This window comes from Rhodoferax sp. LS1P39 (assembly GCF_056521425.1).
This window is the reverse complement of the sequence record NZ_JBWMAV010000001.1, coordinates 297823-314096: the sequence shown is the minus strand read 5'-3', so window position 1 is coordinate 314096 and position 16274 is coordinate 297823. Positions and strand designations below refer to the sequence as shown.

17 protein-coding genes are annotated in these 16274 nt (G+C 54.1%); 10 read left to right on the top strand and 7 right to left on the bottom strand.

Features of this window, described 5'->3' with window-relative positions:
- Positions 1 to 40: 40 nt before the first annotated feature.
- The 5 genes from AC097O_RS01355 to AC097O_RS01335 all read right to left on the bottom strand — a co-directional run bounded on the left by AC097O_RS01355 (position 41) and on the right by AC097O_RS01335 (position 3618).
- Positions 41 to 1141 (bottom strand): hypothetical protein, encoded by a 1101-nt coding sequence (locus AC097O_RS01355; RefSeq protein WP_479591089.1) that lies wholly within the window; start codon positions 1139 to 1141, stop codon positions 41 to 43.
- Positions 1142 to 1560: 419 nt separating this feature from the next.
- Positions 1561 to 2022, bottom strand: a complete 462-nt coding sequence (locus AC097O_RS01350) for a hypothetical protein (RefSeq protein ID WP_479591086.1) — start codon at positions 2020 to 2022, stop codon at positions 1561 to 1563.
- Positions 2023 to 2208: 186 nt separating this feature from the next.
- Positions 2209 to 2538 (bottom strand): hypothetical protein, encoded by a 330-nt coding sequence (locus AC097O_RS01345; RefSeq protein WP_479591084.1) that lies wholly within the window; start codon positions 2536 to 2538, stop codon positions 2209 to 2211.
- Between the two features lie 72 nt (positions 2539 to 2610).
- On the bottom strand, positions 2611 to 2967 hold the full coding sequence (locus AC097O_RS01340; RefSeq protein WP_479591082.1) for a hypothetical protein: 357 nt from the start codon (positions 2965 to 2967) through the stop codon (positions 2611 to 2613).
- A gap of 213 nt (positions 2968 to 3180) precedes the next feature.
- Positions 3181 to 3618 (bottom strand): hypothetical protein, encoded by a 438-nt coding sequence (locus tag AC097O_RS01335; protein ID WP_479591080.1) that lies wholly within the window; start codon positions 3616 to 3618, stop codon positions 3181 to 3183.
- 566 nt (positions 3619 to 4184) lie between these two features.
- Here AC097O_RS01335 and AC097O_RS01330 point away from each other — a divergent pair.
- From AC097O_RS01330 to AC097O_RS01315, 4 genes are all read left to right on the top strand, one after another.
- Positions 4185 to 4781, top strand: a complete 597-nt coding sequence (locus tag AC097O_RS01330) for a hypothetical protein (protein ID WP_479591077.1) — start codon at positions 4185 to 4187, stop codon at positions 4779 to 4781.
- 204 nt (positions 4782 to 4985) lie between these two features.
- Entirely contained in the window at positions 4986 to 5582 is a 597-nt protein-coding gene (locus tag AC097O_RS01325; protein WP_479591074.1) for a hypothetical protein, read from the top strand.
- 234 nt (positions 5583 to 5816) lie between these two features.
- Positions 5817 to 6422, top strand: a complete 606-nt coding sequence (locus AC097O_RS01320) for a hypothetical protein (RefSeq protein WP_479591070.1) — start codon at positions 5817 to 5819, stop codon at positions 6420 to 6422.
- A gap of 103 nt (positions 6423 to 6525) precedes the next feature.
- Positions 6526 to 7110 (top strand): hypothetical protein, encoded by a 585-nt coding sequence (locus AC097O_RS01315; RefSeq protein ID WP_479591068.1) that lies wholly within the window; start codon positions 6526 to 6528, stop codon positions 7108 to 7110.
- A 476-nt stretch (positions 7111 to 7586) separates the two neighbouring features.
- On the opposite strand, the gene AC097O_RS01310 is transcribed toward AC097O_RS01315, so the two are convergent.
- Positions 7587 to 8339, bottom strand: coding sequence for a hypothetical protein (locus AC097O_RS01310; protein WP_479591065.1), 753 nt, complete (start codon positions 8337 to 8339; stop codon positions 7587 to 7589).
- A 398-nt stretch (positions 8340 to 8737) separates the two neighbouring features.
- On the opposite strand from AC097O_RS01310, the gene AC097O_RS01305 reads away from it, so the two are divergent.
- The 3 genes from AC097O_RS01305 to AC097O_RS01295 all read left to right on the top strand — a co-directional run bounded on the left by AC097O_RS01305 (position 8738) and on the right by AC097O_RS01295 (position 10792).
- Entirely contained in the window at positions 8738 to 9268 is a 531-nt protein-coding gene (locus tag AC097O_RS01305; RefSeq protein ID WP_479591063.1) for a hypothetical protein, read from the top strand.
- A 207-nt stretch (positions 9269 to 9475) separates the two neighbouring features.
- A complete protein-coding gene (locus AC097O_RS01300) occupies positions 9476 to 10069 on the top strand; it encodes a hypothetical protein (protein ID WP_479591060.1) in 594 nt (197 codons plus the stop codon).
- A gap of 330 nt (positions 10070 to 10399) precedes the next feature.
- The gene (locus AC097O_RS01295) at positions 10400 to 10792 is read left to right on the top strand and encodes an H-NS histone family protein (RefSeq protein ID WP_479591056.1); all 393 of its coding nucleotides are present in this window, start codon (positions 10400 to 10402) and stop codon (positions 10790 to 10792) included.
- A 41-nt stretch (positions 10793 to 10833) separates the two neighbouring features.
- Here the strand turns inward: AC097O_RS01295 and AC097O_RS01290 are convergent, their stop codons facing one another.
- Positions 10834 to 11793, bottom strand: coding sequence for a DNA-binding protein (locus tag AC097O_RS01290; protein ID WP_479591053.1), 960 nt, complete (start codon positions 11791 to 11793; stop codon positions 10834 to 10836).
- Between the two features lie 1215 nt (positions 11794 to 13008).
- Here AC097O_RS01290 and AC097O_RS01285 point away from each other — a divergent pair.
- The 3 genes from AC097O_RS01285 (at position 13009) to AC097O_RS01275 (ending at position 16168) form a co-directional block, all read left to right on the top strand.
- On the top strand, positions 13009 to 13674 hold the full coding sequence (locus AC097O_RS01285) for a hypothetical protein (protein WP_479591051.1): 666 nt from the start codon (positions 13009 to 13011) through the stop codon (positions 13672 to 13674).
- 482 nt (positions 13675 to 14156) lie between these two features.
- On the top strand, positions 14157 to 15047 hold the full coding sequence (locus tag AC097O_RS01280; protein ID WP_479591049.1) for a hypothetical protein: 891 nt from the start codon (positions 14157 to 14159) through the stop codon (positions 15045 to 15047).
- 326 nt (positions 15048 to 15373) lie between these two features.
- Complete coding sequence (locus tag AC097O_RS01275) at positions 15374 to 16168, top strand: hypothetical protein (protein ID WP_479591046.1); 795 nt, start codon at positions 15374 to 15376, stop codon at positions 16166 to 16168.
- The last annotated feature ends 106 nt before the right edge of the window (positions 16169 to 16274 follow it).

The following is a 16274-nucleotide window of genomic DNA, read 5'->3' as shown; positions in this document are numbered from 1 at the left end:
GCTCAATATCCAGCGATACCAAGTGGCCCTCGAGGCACCATCACGCGGCCATGTGCCGCAAGGCACCCTGCGCAGACCGTTCGCGACGAACGGCATGCAGAACTGCCTGGCGAACCTCGTCCTGAGGCCGCATCCGGAAACCAACAAGAATCTGCTCGAGTGGTGCCTCACCTAGGTTGTAATTCAAGCCGACATGGGCACACCACGACCGGATACCGTAGTCGCATGAGCCGCTATCCTCCGCGTCCTGCACGGACACCATCAAATCTCGCCCCATGTGGCGCGCAATAAAGGCTTCGACACTCAGCCCATAAGCTGGGAGGCGGGCAGCGGACTTGGCCTTGCGACGTACACCCGAACTTGCCGCCTGCGCGGTACTAGCGTGGAAATGCTCCTCCCCCATTACCGCGATAAACCCCCGGTCGACTTTGACACTGTACCCACGACCCTGACTCACCCAGGTCGCTGCGTACAAACGGACATCTCCGTCCGGCACCAGCGCATGCGCGTCCAAAGTCATCATCCCGCCCAGGTCTGCCAACCCCTTCCGCTCGACGCGTAGCCGCCAATCCGTAGGAACTGTAATGGTGTGGTTGTCTTCATTCGCAGACCAGCCCTTGTACGCACCTGCGTAAGTGCTGTTGTTTTGCGTCATCGCCACTGTGTAATGGACCTTGGATGCGTCCGGCGTGAACACCACACGCATGCTATGTCCGCCCGAAGCACCACAGCGCAGCACCGAATTGGCCATGGTCGTGACGGCGCGGGTTCGGGCTACCAGCAATCGGGCAACGGGATTACCTTCCGGCAGCAAGACGGGAGCGCAACGATTGCCGCTCTGCACATGCTTGGGTCGATGGCCTAAACGTGCGTGCATGACGCGGGCTTCGCGGGTCCGTCGGTTGGCGACGATGTACAGTGCCGCCGCCATCAGCTCGTCCACAACGGCGGGTGTACCAACAAAGCCCGCACGCTGGAGCGCATGGCGCGCCGAAGACTTGTATTCAAAACCACCTGCATCCGCAGCAAGCTTCAGCAGTGCATTGCGGGGCGGAATCTTTCCGCGTTTTGAGGTAGCCACCGGCACAACCGGTGTGGCATGGGACGAAATGGACGTGGTTGCAATTGCGGCTGTTGGCATCGGCTGTTCCTGAGTAGATAAATGCGGACAGCGAAGTGCCGTCCAGCTCAGCCGTGTAGATCCATGGTTTAAATTTCTTGCACTTATTTCAAATTTATTTGGACAGCGCCTTAGAACATGTTCTTTGGTGCATGGAGTCGTAAAGAATCCCACGGGCATTTAGATCAGTGTTTGGATGTACAAGCAATTGGTCTGCAAATACAGCTTCGCGGCAGGACCCAGTCCCAACGTGCCGACAGATGGATACCGGCTGGAATCCATCCGAGACGGTCGACTTTGCGATCTCAGCTATCCACGTCCCGTTGACTGTTGGCAAATGGCGTCGTGCGGGCAGGGCGTAAAAAAGGCCACCACTGTAAGTGGTGGCCAGTTAAATCAACGTATTGAGCGGATTGGGCGGACTGAGCACATTGAGCGGGTCATGTATAAAACATCGTCCAGTCCGGTTCCTCCTGTGGTGTGGCCGGAACTGTTGGCAGTACCAAGGCCTCCGGTACCCGGTCTGCTGGACGGGATGGCGCTGCTGGCGGCCGAGCAGCCGGCACCTTTTCCTTCACCGCAACGGCTACAGGTATCGCCTCCCCCTCATCTGCTGCATGCTTGCCTATCTTTGCAGCTTCAAATGCCAGGATGAGCAGCGTGCCACTCGGCTTTCCATCTTTAGCAAAGTAAAAGTCCGTCTTCAGCTTGCCAGTCACTTTCACAAAGTCACCCAGCTCCAGCATCGGATGCTTGTCTTGCATCAGCCGAACGGTGTACCAAGTCGGGCTGGTATCCATCCCGCGCTGGCTCTCTCCCAGTCGAAACTCGTAATAGCCTTTGCCAGTTATCTTGCTTTCCTTGCGTGTCGGTTGAATCGCCACATTTCCAAAAACTTGCATATTTGTGTCCTCAGGTTGAAATCATGGACGGCTATGCCAAGCCATCTACACGTATAGCAACCTGATCTGACAAATGTGGGGTATTGGCCATCCGGCCGTGCGAAGGCAGTCACGACCCCGGTAAGGTCGTCCATTTCACATCTCTACGACGTGACCGACCAATGGCAATGAAGGCTCCTTGGCCCCCTATGCACCCATCTCGGTGGGGAAATTGAAGCCAAACAACGGTGCCTCCACAATCCACTTTTTGCCATCCCACCAGCGGTGGTGCAGCCAAGGCTGCGGGCCGTGAATTTCAGCCTCCCTGGCGGCGGCCGCAAGTGCAGCTTCACCGTAAACCTGGATGGGAAGGTGGTCTCTGGCCATGAGCCCCGTTCCCACCGCCGTTTGTAGATAGATATCAATCGCGAAGCCACCTATAGCGACAGTGTCACCATCGATAGCCACCACTGGCATCCATTTCCATTCGGCTGCTTCTGGGCCGGACACGCCGCTAAAAACGTCGTTCAATTTCATATGAACCGGGACCTGGATAGTTGTGAAGGCGGATTCACCTGGCAACCGGGCGCTCCAGGCCACGAAGGTCGTTCAGTTAAGCAGGTTCAAGTGCGGGGCATTGAATACGTCCGGCCATTGCCCTGCCAATGCCGCTGCAGTTCCGTTTAAGCTGCTGGACAGACTTAGAACCAGACATTCTGAATGCACCTGTACGGCATCCAGGCCGATGGAGCGCCTATGCTGTTCCAACAGCCCCTGGAATCCCTTGGCCGGCGTGAGGACCATCGCGCAAAGGTGCTGCTCCGCAGGGGCGAAATTTACATGCGCGAACGTCTTTGCGTAAATGTGTTCGAGCCCGGGGTGCACGCGCTTGGCCTCTGTCCGTGGCAAAACCAGCGGTGGGGCCGTCTCGAGGTGAAGGGGGTATAAAACAGGAGGGAAATCCATGGTGTGACTCACTTGCAGGTGTGGAATGGCGAAAGTGCCACTTCCTACAGCAACGGGTTTTATCCCTGACGAGCCTTCTGCAAAGATCTTTCTCTTGTCGGAAGACGGTGAGCTCGTTATCCCAGATAGGTGTCCACAGCCATGCAAAAGACTGGCCTGACAAGCCTCAGACCTACGTGCCGCAGTTGCAGAGCAACCACACCACGACGGGACTTATTTTGTCGCCATACCTTTACCTGCGGCCTCAATCCCTTCCCAATCTTGTGCCAGTACGTCCGTGCGCAAGTAGGGTTCGGTTCGTTCCGAGGGATCCGACCAGTACTTGGGTTCTCCCACGACCAGCTTCCACATCCGCTTTTCGGGAGCCGACATGAGGTTACCTGCGCGAAACGCCAAATTCGCCAGAACTTCTGAAGGACTGTTACTCCACAGCGTCTCGAGCAGGTAGCGGCGTGCACCGGACTTTCCGTTCAAGTCCGATAGCCCTTCATTCTCTGAATCGAACACATCCTGGATAGCGCGGGTCACGATTTCTGGGATCGTGTAATGGTGCAACCTGGACATGATCTCTAAGCCAAATTTCATCTTTGGGGTGACTCGCACACTCAATGGGGCAGTCTTGGCTCCATCCGGGCCAGCAACTCGTGTCATCTCAATCATCCTCTTACAAACGGTGCCAAAGATCCAAAATCGGGAGGCATGGGGGGAATTATAGGTGCACACGTTAAGCAAATCTACACAATCGTGAAAGCTAACTCAACCCACCAAAGCTAGGCTAACAATGCGCTCGGTGTTGTTTTCAATGGATTTAAAAGAATTCATTAAGACGTAGAAAAAACCATTCTTTAGCCCATAAATCCCTAAAAAACAACGGTATAAGGGATTGTTTTCTTCAATGTTCATTAATTTCTCGGTTTTTCGATGCATTTGAAAATTATAGATACGCACATGGTGTCAGTATAGATACAATAGCAACAACGAAATGAACAGAGGGAATCAAATGATTTAGCGAAATTTTTTCATTAAGTGAAATGGGAGGCATGAATGCCTCTTTTTTTGCCAAAACATAGTGACATAGAGTTTTAACGTGGACATTATAAGGGCGGAAAGAATCTTGCCGCTGTCACCCACCGCAGAGGTGGGCCTAGTTGCGGTCCTGTCTGCAATATCGCGAATTTCTGGCACCTTGCTAGATCAAAACTTAGAAAGTGAAATGAATGACTAACAAGCAAGCCTCCCCGCCGAAATTTCCCACCGTCGTCCAGCGACAGGCTTTCGATATGGATACCACCACGATGGGGGCGGAAATATGCCTTCCAAAGGAATGCCAAAACACGGTCGATGTCGTTCTTGAGGTAGTCCATATTATTTTGGACCAGGATGAGATGTTACCCCCTTTCATTATTTTGGCTAAAAACAATGAATCGACGTTTTTTGGCTTCCATAAGCCATCCGTAGGTCCGCTAAAAGATTATGTCGCCCAAGTGCGCGATGAAGCGCAGAAAGAATGCAGTGATTTCTCTGTCAGCCTACTTAAGGGAAAGCTATTATTAAATAAGGAGGGTTTATCTGCGAAAGGTATGTTGGCTAAATATGGGAGCTGTTCGGCATGTCCTGGAAATGTCGATGTACTTTATCTCCAGGTAGAAACAAAAAGTGCGCTATACGTCTCAAAAATTGTCGTCTTGCCTAAGGATAGTCGTAATAAAAAGAGGGAATTTAAAAAAATTGCTTGGTATCAGACCAATTTTTTTAATATAGGAGAAACTCCCCTTGAAAATATGGGAATTCTTCAATCGGGAGAATATCAATGATTATTTTTCGTAACAGCTGATAACTATTCAAGGATGAGTTGAAATTTTACGAATTGCACTCTTGGTTTCATACACGGTATAAATATCTATATAAAAATACAACGCTGAAAAGTGAAAGTAAACACATGTTCTGCTTAAATTGACAGAAATACCATCCACCATTCTGGCGAACCTGCCAAATTTAAAAACTGGAAAGAATAATCTATGAATGATACTCAAGCTACCCCATCGGCATTGCCGAAGGAAATTCTTCGAAAGATATTCAACCTCAACTTAGGGAGCATTGGCTCAAGAGTTGTCCTGCCCGATTCGTGCCGAGAAACTGTTGGCGTACTACTCCAAGGAATCAATAAAATTCTAAATGACGGCTGGAAGCCAATACCACTTATATTTCATGGAAAAGGTAATAACTTTCGCATGATTGGATGCGATATGCAAAGTCTAGAGACATTGGAAAGTTCGGTTGCGTATGCCCGCAATCGGGCGTTAGAGATGTCCAGTGATTTGGTTCTCAGTGTTATGCCGTGCAAAAGACTTCCTAACTTGGGCCACGCAAAAGAGGAGGCGCTGATAGCCAAATATGGAAGCATTGCAAAGTGTCCTCAGAGTATAGATTTGCTATATCTGCAATTGGAGATTAGTGGCGTTCTGTATGTGGGTAATGTGACTGTGCTAAATCGCACTCTGTCAAAAATTAGAAAAAAACTGGCCGAAGTCATTTGGTACCAAACTACTTTGGACGACATTGGGGCAAGCCCGTTTGGCGCATCAGGAATTCTGGAACGCCCCATCTTCCACTAATCTTGAGAGGCATGAACGGACTGGAGTTTAAAGTGACATTTAGAGAATGCATCGGATAACTATTTGAGACAAAGGTGGCTTTTGTCATCATTGAGTGTCAGGGAATATAAAAAATGTCCTTTCGATACCAGTCCACTGTTTATACGCAGATGGGTGCATGCACCCTGACTTTTGCAGATATGCCGCCTACCATATTGGCCTGCCAGCCAAATTAAAAAATTGAAAGATAAATATATGAACAAGAATCAACCCGTTGCTTTAGTTTCCTCTGTGTCTGAAATTCTTAATAATATAAATCTAACGAATAATGGTAATTCTATTATTCCTAAAATTTACCGTGAAATAGTGGAAAACCTAGTGGAACGTGCATTTTATGCATCTAATATCAGCAAAAAAATACCACTTACTTACCATGTCGGAGATTTTGTGGGGCCCATCAAGGACGGGGTTGTTAGTCTTGATAGCTTTTGTGCAGTGGATGAGGGTGATAAATCTCTCGAGAGTATCTATACCCATGCGAGATGTGTTGCCTACACGAGTTATGCAGATTTTGTATTTTCCGCTATGCAGGCGCCTGAAGCTTTATCGATAGAAGGAATTCGAGACAGTGGCAAAAATTCTAAACTTCATGCTCTAAATCAGTTCTCTAGAAATTTGAAAATACTTCACTTTAAATTGGAAACACGAGATTCGACCTATGTGGCAGTTGTAAGGATTTCTGAGGTACTCCCTACTTGGATGCGACCGGGTATTGGCGATGTTCAATGGAAAATTTTAGATGTTAGTGATAGGTCTGATAGCGTATTTTACCGTTCTATTTTCTTCGGAAATATGAATTAGGATTGTGTGTGAACGCTTATCGCGACGACAGGTCAGTTGGGATCATTTCTATACGGAATTAGAAGTATGAATTATTGATTTATAAAAACAAGGTAATTAATCTATGGAAAATATGCAATTTGACGATGTGAAAGTTATGGCTGAATGGGGACGGTGCATAGTGTCAAAATATGCAGGTGATGCAATCCCTGAACAATACCAAATACCTGTGGCTCGATTCTTGTTGAATGCGGAAGAGCATGTGAACGGTGGTGGCAAGATACCGATTGCCTTCCTCGCCAGTAAGCAGAATGACGACACCGACCATATTCACGGTTGCAAAAATGGAGTCCAACAATCGATAGATGTGGCCGTTGCGCAGGTTCGAGCCCATGTACGTAAGTTCCGACTGGGCTACGTCATCAGCCAAATGCAGGTCGTCACGCTACCTGTGACGGATAGAGAAAGCGTGCTGCAGATACTGGACCAATACGGCAGCATTTCTGCGTATCCTGGAAAAGTAACGGTGGTCTATTTCCAGTTGGAAACTAAAGATGATTTGTACCTGGCGACCGTTCGACTAGTACCGAAGCCTAACTCAGCGATGCAAACGATGTTGGGAGATGTAGTTTGGCGCGTTGCCCACACGGAGGAGGGAGCGTACAAGCGGTTTGGCGGGTTGTTGCTTCCGAGAGCCCGCGCTTCATGATACGGATGCCCTAGCGAGGCCATCCCTTAACACCTCGGTGGTTGGGCATGCAGACTCGGGGCCTGGCGGCCCCGGTTCAATTGTGGTTCCCCGACACCAGGTGGTCCGACTGCGGGTAGGTGCCACTTACCGCAAGGGGGATGAAGCCAGGTGTTTGTCTGCCAATCGCTACGCCGGTAGTGCGGATCACCTGGGATCTAGTAGCTGTCAGTAGTGTTCGCGATCAAATCGACTGTGTTAATTTCAACGTGGAAATTTGCGTAGCCAAGCTGTGGCTTCCCCCCTCCGTGTGGGGTGCCTCTGCAATGCTGGCAAGGCTATGTGAAGTCATCATGACGTACCCGCAACCTGATCTGTCATATCCGAGGTAGTGGCCCTCCGGCGGCTCGAAGCGGTTTCTACCCCGGTAAGTTTGTCCATTCCCCCTCATCACCGCAGGCAGAACGTCAAAAAGGGGCCTCGCGGCCCCTCGGTTGTTACTTTTTGCGGGAAATCCGGGGCACGAGCAGTGGCGCCTCCACGAGCCACTGGCTGCCATCGCGCCAGCGCCGGTATAGCCAAGGCTGGTCGCCATGGGTTTCCGCAGACGCGGCGGCCGCCTCCAGTTCAGCATCGCAGAAGAGGTCGAAAGCCTGGTGGCTGGCGTTCATTTGCGTTTTTCCTGCCCAAAACATCCAGTCCTCACCGACGGCAAACCCACCCACCGCGACAGTGTCGCGGCTGACAACCAGCATCGGCATCCACCCCCATCGCTGAGGCTCCCTTTGGTCCCAATCCAAAAGAACATCCCACAGCTTCAAAGCTAGCTGCACTTGAATCGTTGTCAATTCCGTTTCGCCGGGTAAGCATGCGCTCCAGCCCATGTAGGTTTCATTGCAGATTAAATCCAAGTCCCGTTGATTGAATACGGTAGGCTGTTGACCTGCAAAAGCAGCTTCGGCTCCGCCAAGGCCGGCGGACAGGTTGAGCACCAGGCACTCTGTCCCGACGTCTTCGGCCCCCAGACCCAGGGACTTCCAATGCGGTTCAAACAGATGCTTGAATTCCGAAGTCGGTGTGAGCGCCATGACGGAGGGATGCGGCAATGCGGGGTCAAAATTCACAAATTCAAAAGTGCTTTCATATATTTTCTCAATGGCAGGGTGCGCCAGCGCTATCGCTGCACGTGACAGAACAAGAGGTTGTGCCGTCTGAAGATGGAGGGGATATCGAATAGGAGGGTGGTCCATGGTGTAGCTCGCTAGTAAACCGAAATGGCGAAAGTGCCATTCCGTACAGCACCGCTTTTTAGCCATGGCCGGGACTACCAGTAGATCTCCCAAGCTGGCCAAGCCATCCCCACCTATGCACAGGACGCGATGGCCAGGGGAGGTGGCTGGCTATTCAATAGAAGGTGGGAATGCGGCAAAAGGTCTGGCAGGCCAGTGACCTCTGCTGGTACAGGTTCACCCCAGAAGAAAACGATCTCCAATAAAAAATGTTCAGTAAGTACATATTTCTGCCAAAAAGGCTAAACAAGGGCTCTTTACTTGAAGTACAGGAGAACAAGCCGCCGTAAGCTTTTCAGTTTTGCAGAGTTGCAAAACGCTGACGGAACCGCTGTCTTCTGTGCATTTAAAGGCACTGTATGACCACCACTGGCACCGAAATTCTGAGTTCCACTTCTGCCACCGCAGCACCGATGCGCACGCTGTACATCGCGGTGCGCATGCATATCCACGCTATCGACGACGCTGATAGCCAAGACCTTCTGGTGACTGGGAACTACACCATGTCGGTACCTGCATCGCTCAGTGCTGTGCACGGAGCGAACTGTGCACTGGACACCTTTTACGCGTACACCCGGATTAAGCATTTGGATACGATGAATGTCTATGTCTACGATGCCCAGACCAAGGGCTTTCTTGAGCGTGACGCAAACATTCCGATGTTCGACCTCGGCATCGGCGCGCACCATCTCCAAAAAATCGATGCGGGTGCACCGGCAGCACTTCCGGCAGGTTTCGAAGATGCTGTGTTTGGCCGCGAATGTGTATACAGGCTGGAAGCTATGCAGGCAATGCTCGCCTTCCTTCCTGCGAAAGATGCCAATCGTCTGCGTCGCACGATTCAAAAGAAGCTGGCCCCACTGAACCATCGTCTGGCGCTGCAGCGGTAAACCGGGCACTGCGTTGGAGAGGCGGTACGCACCGCGTGGCCGCGACGGACCCAAGGGCGTATTCGATTGTCCGGCTTTCCACGAGCCTCTGAATTCAGAGAGCCGTGCGAGTCGTTGCTGATCGCGGCGGCCGGTGGGATGCCATTACTTCACCCGTACGGAATGCGTCCTACGGGTTATCCAATTTTTAGACAAGACGGTCAGACTATGGCAAAGATGCAATTTCGTAAAACAGACTATCTGAAAGCGCTCGCAGAGGAGGACCGGCTCAACGCGGTAAGGTATGCAGTAGCTACCCTTCCTGAGCAGTACCGCGAAGCGGTGGCGCGTTTTCTGACGTCTGCTGAATACATAGCCGGCAACGGTCACAAGATATCGATTCACTTCATCACCGGGAAGCGAGGTGACACTATCTCCAATTTGTTCCATTGCGAAAACGGTGCACAACAAACGATAGATGCCTCGGTTGCCTTGGTTCGCGCCAAAATCCGCCAAAAAGAGCAGGACTACGTCATCAGCCAAATGCAGGTGGTCACCCTCCCGTCGATGGACAGAGATGCCGCCTTGCGCATACTGGAGCAATACGGCCGCGTTGCGGCCTATCCTGGAAAAGTAGCCGTTGTTTACTTTCAGTTGGAAACGATGGACGATTTGTATTTGGCGACGGTTCCGTTGTTACCCAAGGGGAACTCGCAGACGCAAAAGATGTTTGGCGAGGTGGTCTGGCGCGTAGCCCATACGGAAGAGGGCGCATACAAGCGGTTTGGCGGGTTGTTGCTTCCGAGAGCCCGTGCTTACTGATGCGGATGCCCTAGCGAGTCCATCCCCTAACTGTGCTCTTCTGCCAACACCATCACTTGCGCACATTCGGAAAACCTCTCTCAACAAGTCCAGAGGTGGTGTGGCGAACTCGGCACGGGGCTTCAGCACGCGTCTGATCTAGCGCCGGTATTTGTTACTCCCATCTGGGTGGATGCATTGTCCGTCCCATGCTGTTGCGCTTAAATACACTGACAGAATCTAGAGGCTAAGCGTGCGCGGTAAACTTCTCAGACATCCGCTCTCTAGGGCGCGTATGCACAGACAAGTCCTTTGGACTTTAACAATCGTGAATTATTTCAAGGAAATCGAATGGCAAGAAGTCTCGCGGTCATACAGCAGCAAATTGCGAAGTTGCAAAAGGAGGCAGAAGTCCTCAAGCAAAAGGATATGCCGGGTGTTATCGAGCGTATCAAGACCGCCATTGCATTTTATGGTTTGACCGTTGCGGACCTGTTTGAATCCAAGGCTGCGGCCGCTCCCCAAGCTAAATCCAAAGGAAAAGCGAAAGCGGTTCCTGTGAAGGCAGTCAAGGTTCCGGCTAAGAAGAAGGAACGCACCGCACCCGTCATCAAATTCCAGGACGGTGCTGGCAATAGCTGGAGCGGACACGGAAAGCGACCTGGCTGGTACAAGGCGGCTATAGAAGCTGGAAAGACTCCAGACGATCTGAAAGTCGTGCCAGCCGCCGAGCCCGTGGTCTAAATACCGGGACCACGCCTTTCTCCGCCGCTTTGGAACGCCCGCTAGGTGTCCAACAGGCTGCCGGTAGCGCGCATGGACAAGAGGGGCGACGCTACGGTGCCCCAGGCTGACATTGTGTCCGGTCTGCGATAGGGCAGGTAGTTCTCATCAAACCAGCCCGCCAAGCTATGCGTGTTGCTTGTGTCAATGCGTACCTTCGGCAGCCAAATCGGCAGCATCTGCACCAGGACATGGCCCACCAAGGTGTCGACTGGCCTGGTGCGGCCATCTTTCAGTTGGGATTCCAGCCCCGTCCACACAGCGTAGGTCCCGGGTTCCACCGGCCGGAAGTGTCGTCGGCCAGATACCAGGAGTTCACCGTTGTGTGCCTTCGCCAATTCGGTCACGACGGCAATCGCGCGCTTGTAGATGCGTTCTGACTTGCAGAGGATGACAACCCTGCGTAACGTGCTGCCGTCTTTTAAAGGTCGACCTACAGAAAGGCAGAGCGCGCCCAAGGAGGCTTCACGGTCCGAGCCACGTTTGCTCCGGTCGACTTCCAGCCAGGTCGTGCCATCTGGCTCGGTTGCGACCGCATCCGGTCGCAACTGCACGGTGTTCGTCTTCTGGCCCCGCATCGTCGTGACGGTGACAAGACCTTGCACCAGGGGCTGGCCAAGCTGTGTTTCCTTGTTCAGGCTCTGCAGAAGTTCTTGCTCTGTCATCGCGGACAGCCCACGCGCTTCGCAGGCAAGTGTCCAAAATTGGGCCCACAGCCGGTGTTCGGGATTCGTCATATCGCTGACGCGTCGCACCGACGACGAAGCCTCGTAGCCCGCGTCTTCTAGCCAATCCACCCCTTTTTGCGTCAGGCCGTACACGGTTTGGAAGCGGTCGGTGCGGTAGCGCCGCAGCAATTCCGCTTTCACCATGCCCCGCATGGCCCGCTGTGCCGCTGTCAGTGCGGCTTTGTAGGGACGTTCCGCAAAGCAGCACACCGCCACGTCGATGGTGCGGATCACCCGGAATCTATGGGCTGTCAGTAGTGTTCGCAGGCAAATTCCCTGTTTCAGTTTCAACGTTGAAATTTGCGCAGCCAGGCCACGGCTGACTTTGCGTCGGGTGGTGCTGGGTTTTAGCGGTGAGGCGGTGGACGTTGTCGGTTTGGATGCACTCACATCAGGGTGGCCGCCCGAGTGGACTGACGTATCTGGTTGCGTGGCATGGGGTGGCGTGCCACCGGGGACGGCTATGGGTGTCCCTGTGGGCCATGTTTCTGTCTCCTGTGGCAGGGGAGTGGGTTCTCTCGTGTGTGTGGGCATGTCCATTCGCTTCTCAGTAGGGGTGGTCGGGCCGCGCCCCGTTCGGTGTCTTTCAAGGGTCGAATGGGGCGCATTGAACCGTATAGCGAGCGCAGAAAACCCATACCACCAAGGCTAAAAAGCCAGCACACCACGTGCCCACAAGGCCACCGAGGTTCTCCCGAAGATGGCCAGCACGGCTGCAGCAGGGCAGGGGGCAAGTGTTTTATCCCCTGCTGTAGCCTCGCACGGAGGGGTCCGTGCGTCAGTCCGGTTTGCGTCGCGAAGTCCCCCAATGCGGCTGTATCTCCGGCCGGCTGCGCCGGTGCAAAACCGCCGCCGTCCCGGAAGACCTTCTCTCTAGGGGGAATGTGTTTTCTGGACGACTTGCCCAGCTGTTCTTTCGGCATGCCGTTCTTCGTGTCCTACCCCTCTTTTTGCGTAGCAGGTGTTCGTCGCAAAAACCGGGGACCCCGGGCCACTGGCTGAGTGGCCGCGGGCGCGGCACTCCTTTCATCGATGGCGGCATGCGCACAGACGGCGGCGGTTTTGCACCGCCTTGCCGCCCCCATTTACGCGAGCAACTGGACTCGCTTAGCTGTGCCTTCGGGGGTAACCGTACCCCAGGTACGCAGCAGCTGTGCCTCCGTGGCATTCGGCGGGATGCCTCAGGTAGGTCGGCTAGTGCACCCAGGGGCGAATGTTCGGTGCCATCAGGCCGGGCGTTTCTAGAAACTGGGCCGAGCAATGGCGTGGGTTTCTTCGGCTTCCAAGGGTGTCCGTGCGGCCGGTGTTGAAACCTGGATCTACGGAGATCAAAGCTTTCCGCCTGGCGTGGCGCCCTGGTGCGGATACCTTGCCAAAGGCAGGCCCCTCCGCGCGAAATCGTGGTTGCTATACGTAGTACGACAGTCCGTCGTGCCCTAGGAACCTTTTATGAATAAGTCTTCATTCCTGCCGGAATACAGTGATATCCCTTTGCCTGCCGAGTCTCGTGCGTTCTATTTCTCGCGTTTGATGTGTCCGGACGAGGTGGCATCCGCTACAGTGAATCAACCTCCGCAGGTGCGTGACGCGACCCGGGGGAACTGGACTCTCAGCGGTGATGTGTGTCCCGAGATGTTTGCGCTGCTGGGAACCTCGGAGTTGACCCATTTCCCCGTGCGGTTGACCGGATTCCGGAGCTCGAGCGGTATGACCTACGGTGTGCTGACCCACCAGATTGCGCACTTCCAAAGCCGCATCGTGCTGCACCTGTCCGACCCCCGCGTGCGCCAGTTCCTCGAGGCGATGGCGGAGACATCGGTGGTTTTCCTGCTTGGGAATGATGGAACCGAGCAGGCGGTGTTGGCCGGCAGCCCGCTCAAACCGCATATGTACCTGCCGCTGCTGGCGATGGCGGCCGAGCCAGTCGACAACGCGTCCGAGGCCCTGTTGGAAGAAATCCCCCTCGTCATGCTGGAGATGGGGAAGCCGGCAACCATTCCCAGCCTCACCGCTGGCCGGGCGGTACACCACGTCAGCGTGTCGATGCTGATTCCAGATGCCGTCGCGGACGCAGTGGAAGAGGTGATGCAGACAACGGAGGACCTGTGCGCGTAGAGGGTGGGCCGCCAAGCCAACCGTTTCTTTGTGAACAGGCAATGTATGGAGCTTGTGACCCCGAGTCCATGCGGCTGGTCTTGATTGTGGAAGCCGAGAGCATGGACGATGCCAGGGTACATGTCGGCTTGGTGTCCCCTTTGGTAGGTATCAGGGACGGTGAGAGCTTGGTGGTGATTCCACTGGACAGTACATTTCCAGGTGTGCCGACCTTTTTGAAGGCGTTTTTTAGTGCCGGGAATATCGCTTTTAGCCGAGCGCGTGTTGCACCCGGCAGTTGTACTTTGCAATGATTTGAAGGCCCACCTCCACGGTGGGCCTTTCTTTTTGCGTGGGCGGATGGATGTGCTGATTGCCGTCGCGATGGATCTGGTTGGAGAAGGCCGGTCGAAGTCCAAGAAATGCGTGGGGAATTTAAAAACCATGGCTATTGGATAGGTGGGCAGACAACGCCACGCAACGTCAACAACCGAAGGCTATCTATGACTGAAACTTCTCTCGTTCTCCAAACCGGTGAACCATCCTCCCACGCAGTCGAGGCACCCAGTGCCGCCTGCGCACCTGACCGTATCGTGCATGTCTATGCCATGCGCATGTATGACCCGGAACTTGAGCAGCTCATGCCGCAGAACCGCCCACTGGATGGCATCTACGCAGTAACCATCTCAGCAGATGTTTGCGACGCACACCTTTGCTATTGTGTGGTGCAAGGATTCGATGCGCGATTCGGCTCGGGATGCTTTCTCGGACACGTCGTCTCCATGGGGGACCCGAAAACTGGTCTAAAACTTGAGTTCGGCGACATGACGCCTCGACGCGAGCTGGCCGAAAGCTGCAAAGACATCACGAAGTTGAGGCATTTCCGGAAATGCGCGCCCGGATTCATGATGGAAGACCTGGTAGGGATAACCGATGGCTCAGGCGGAGAGGGTGCGGGAGAGCACCCGCACCCGTTCGACCCCGCGGTCCGCACGGTGCATCTTCGGGTCGAGGCTCCTGGGCTAACACAGTCGGAATGCATGGAGTATGAAGACGGTTCCGTCCTGGGGGTCTGGGCTATCACGGTTCCTGCTGACTTGCCAGAGGACGCGATAGCGAACTGCGCTGTGGGCGCATTTAACTCCCATATATCTCTGCGGTGGCTACAGGATGTCGATTTCACTGTGTACGACCCTGCCACTGGGAATGTACTGCTGCTGGACGAGCGGCTTGAATTTTACGAACTGGCCCACCGCTGTCTTGGGCTGTACATGCTGGAGCCATTTGTATGTCCGTCGGCCGACTTTGACGGCAACGCACCGGCCATGCCGGAGCAGCTCGAGATGGCATTCGAATCCCCGTCGTCCGACGGCGACACCGACGCACCGGTCTGAGTTTTCTATCGCGTGGCCAGCGCAGGTCTAGCGTCACACTTCAAGCGGCAAGTGCAGAGTTCTGTGCTTGCACATCGGCGCACAAGGGAATGGATCCCGTAAGAGAAGAGGTAACACGGTCTCACCGCTGGCAGAAATACCACGATCTACGGAGCTGCAACCCATGCAACCACTGCTGGGTTGGTGGCCCCCAATCTAAAGATGCAGAACGAATTGAAGAAAGGGGCGATGGAGGCAAAAGAAAGACAAAGGGAATAAAAACGATGGCTACCTGTAGTGGGGGCAGACATGCCAACCCATCGTTTCACACTTACAGGACTTACTTCATGACCTCTACATCCTCCACCCTCCCAAATACCCGGGTATCCGGCCCCATCGACCCTCCCAACCGTATCGTGCATCTGTACGTAACGCGCATCTATGAGCCGGGACCGGAGCGGCTGGAACCGCCGTACTGTGACCTGGCTGGTATCTATGCGGTCACCGTACCGGGAGACCTCCGCGGCAAGCGCGCAGTCAACTGTGCCATCGACGGTTTTCATATGCGATTCGACCCCCGCAAGCTTTGCCGATTCCGCATCTGCGCAGTGGACCTGAAAACCGGTCAAGTTCTGGAGCGGGACCGCCGAACAGATTGGGACGCGCTGGCCGGTCGCTGTAAAGACGTCACCATGGTGAAGCGCTTCCGGGGCTGCGCGCCGGGATTCGTGATGGAAGACCCGGCGGATATGACGGGAGGGGAGGGGGTGAGAGAGCACCCGGGCCAGTTCGACCCCACGGTCCGCACGGTGCATCTTCAGGTCGGAACTCCTGGACTAACGCAGTTGGAATACATGGAGCATGAGAATAGTTCCGTGCTGGGGGTGTGGGCCATTACCGTTCCTGCCGACTTGCCAGAAAACGCGATAGCGAACTGTGTTTTGGGCGCATTTAACACCCACGTATTCCATTGGTGGCTGGACGGTATCGATTTCACCGTGACCGACCCGGCCACTGGGAAGGTACTGCGGCTGGACAAGCGACGCAAATATTACGGACTGGCCCACCGCTGCCTTGGCTTGCACATGCTGGAGCCGTTTACCTATCCGTCGGCCGACTGTGGCCGTCTGGCGATGGCCTGAGGCTTCGATTGAATGGCTGCGGAGGGCGGCAGCGCACTGTCGGTCTCCCGTCGAACATCCCGCAGCCAGGGTCGTGTCCTGTGTCTGGCGTTCACCGGTAAGCGAA

Excerpts from the sequence above, each read along its gene's own strand:
- AC097O_RS01355 (WP_479591089.1), bottom strand. The coding sequence starts at position 1,141 with ATGCCAACAGCCGCAATTGCAACCACGTCCATTTCGTCCCATGCCACA.
- AC097O_RS01350 (WP_479591086.1), bottom strand. The coding sequence starts at position 2,022 with ATGCAAGTTTTTGGAAATGTGGCGATTCAACCGACACGCAAGGAAAGC.
- AC097O_RS01345 (WP_479591084.1), bottom strand. The coding sequence starts at position 2,538 with ATGAAATTGAACGACGTTTTTAGCGGCGTGTCCGGCCCAGAAGCAGCC.
- AC097O_RS01340 (WP_479591082.1), bottom strand. The coding sequence starts at position 2,967 with ATGGATTTCCCTCCTGTTTTATACCCCCTTCACCTCGAGACGGCCCCA.
- AC097O_RS01335 (WP_479591080.1), bottom strand. The coding sequence starts at position 3,618 with ATGACACGAGTTGCTGGCCCGGATGGAGCCAAGACTGCCCCATTGAGT.
- AC097O_RS01330 (WP_479591077.1), top strand. The coding sequence starts at position 4,185 with ATGACTAACAAGCAAGCCTCCCCGCCGAAATTTCCCACCGTCGTCCAG.
- AC097O_RS01325 (WP_479591074.1), top strand. The coding sequence starts at position 4,986 with ATGAATGATACTCAAGCTACCCCATCGGCATTGCCGAAGGAAATTCTT.
- AC097O_RS01320 (WP_479591070.1), top strand. The coding sequence starts at position 5,817 with ATGAACAAGAATCAACCCGTTGCTTTAGTTTCCTCTGTGTCTGAAATT.
- AC097O_RS01315 (WP_479591068.1), top strand. The coding sequence starts at position 6,526 with ATGGAAAATATGCAATTTGACGATGTGAAAGTTATGGCTGAATGGGGA.
- AC097O_RS01310 (WP_479591065.1), bottom strand. The coding sequence starts at position 8,339 with ATGGACCACCCTCCTATTCGATATCCCCTCCATCTTCAGACGGCACAA.
- AC097O_RS01305 (WP_479591063.1), top strand. The coding sequence starts at position 8,738 with ATGACCACCACTGGCACCGAAATTCTGAGTTCCACTTCTGCCACCGCA.
- AC097O_RS01300 (WP_479591060.1), top strand. The coding sequence starts at position 9,476 with ATGGCAAAGATGCAATTTCGTAAAACAGACTATCTGAAAGCGCTCGCA.
- AC097O_RS01295 (WP_479591056.1), top strand. The coding sequence starts at position 10,400 with ATGGCAAGAAGTCTCGCGGTCATACAGCAGCAAATTGCGAAGTTGCAA.
- AC097O_RS01285 (WP_479591051.1), top strand. The coding sequence starts at position 13,009 with ATGAATAAGTCTTCATTCCTGCCGGAATACAGTGATATCCCTTTGCCT.
- AC097O_RS01280 (WP_479591049.1), top strand. The coding sequence starts at position 14,157 with ATGACTGAAACTTCTCTCGTTCTCCAAACCGGTGAACCATCCTCCCAC.
- AC097O_RS01275 (WP_479591046.1), top strand. The coding sequence starts at position 15,374 with ATGACCTCTACATCCTCCACCCTCCCAAATACCCGGGTATCCGGCCCC.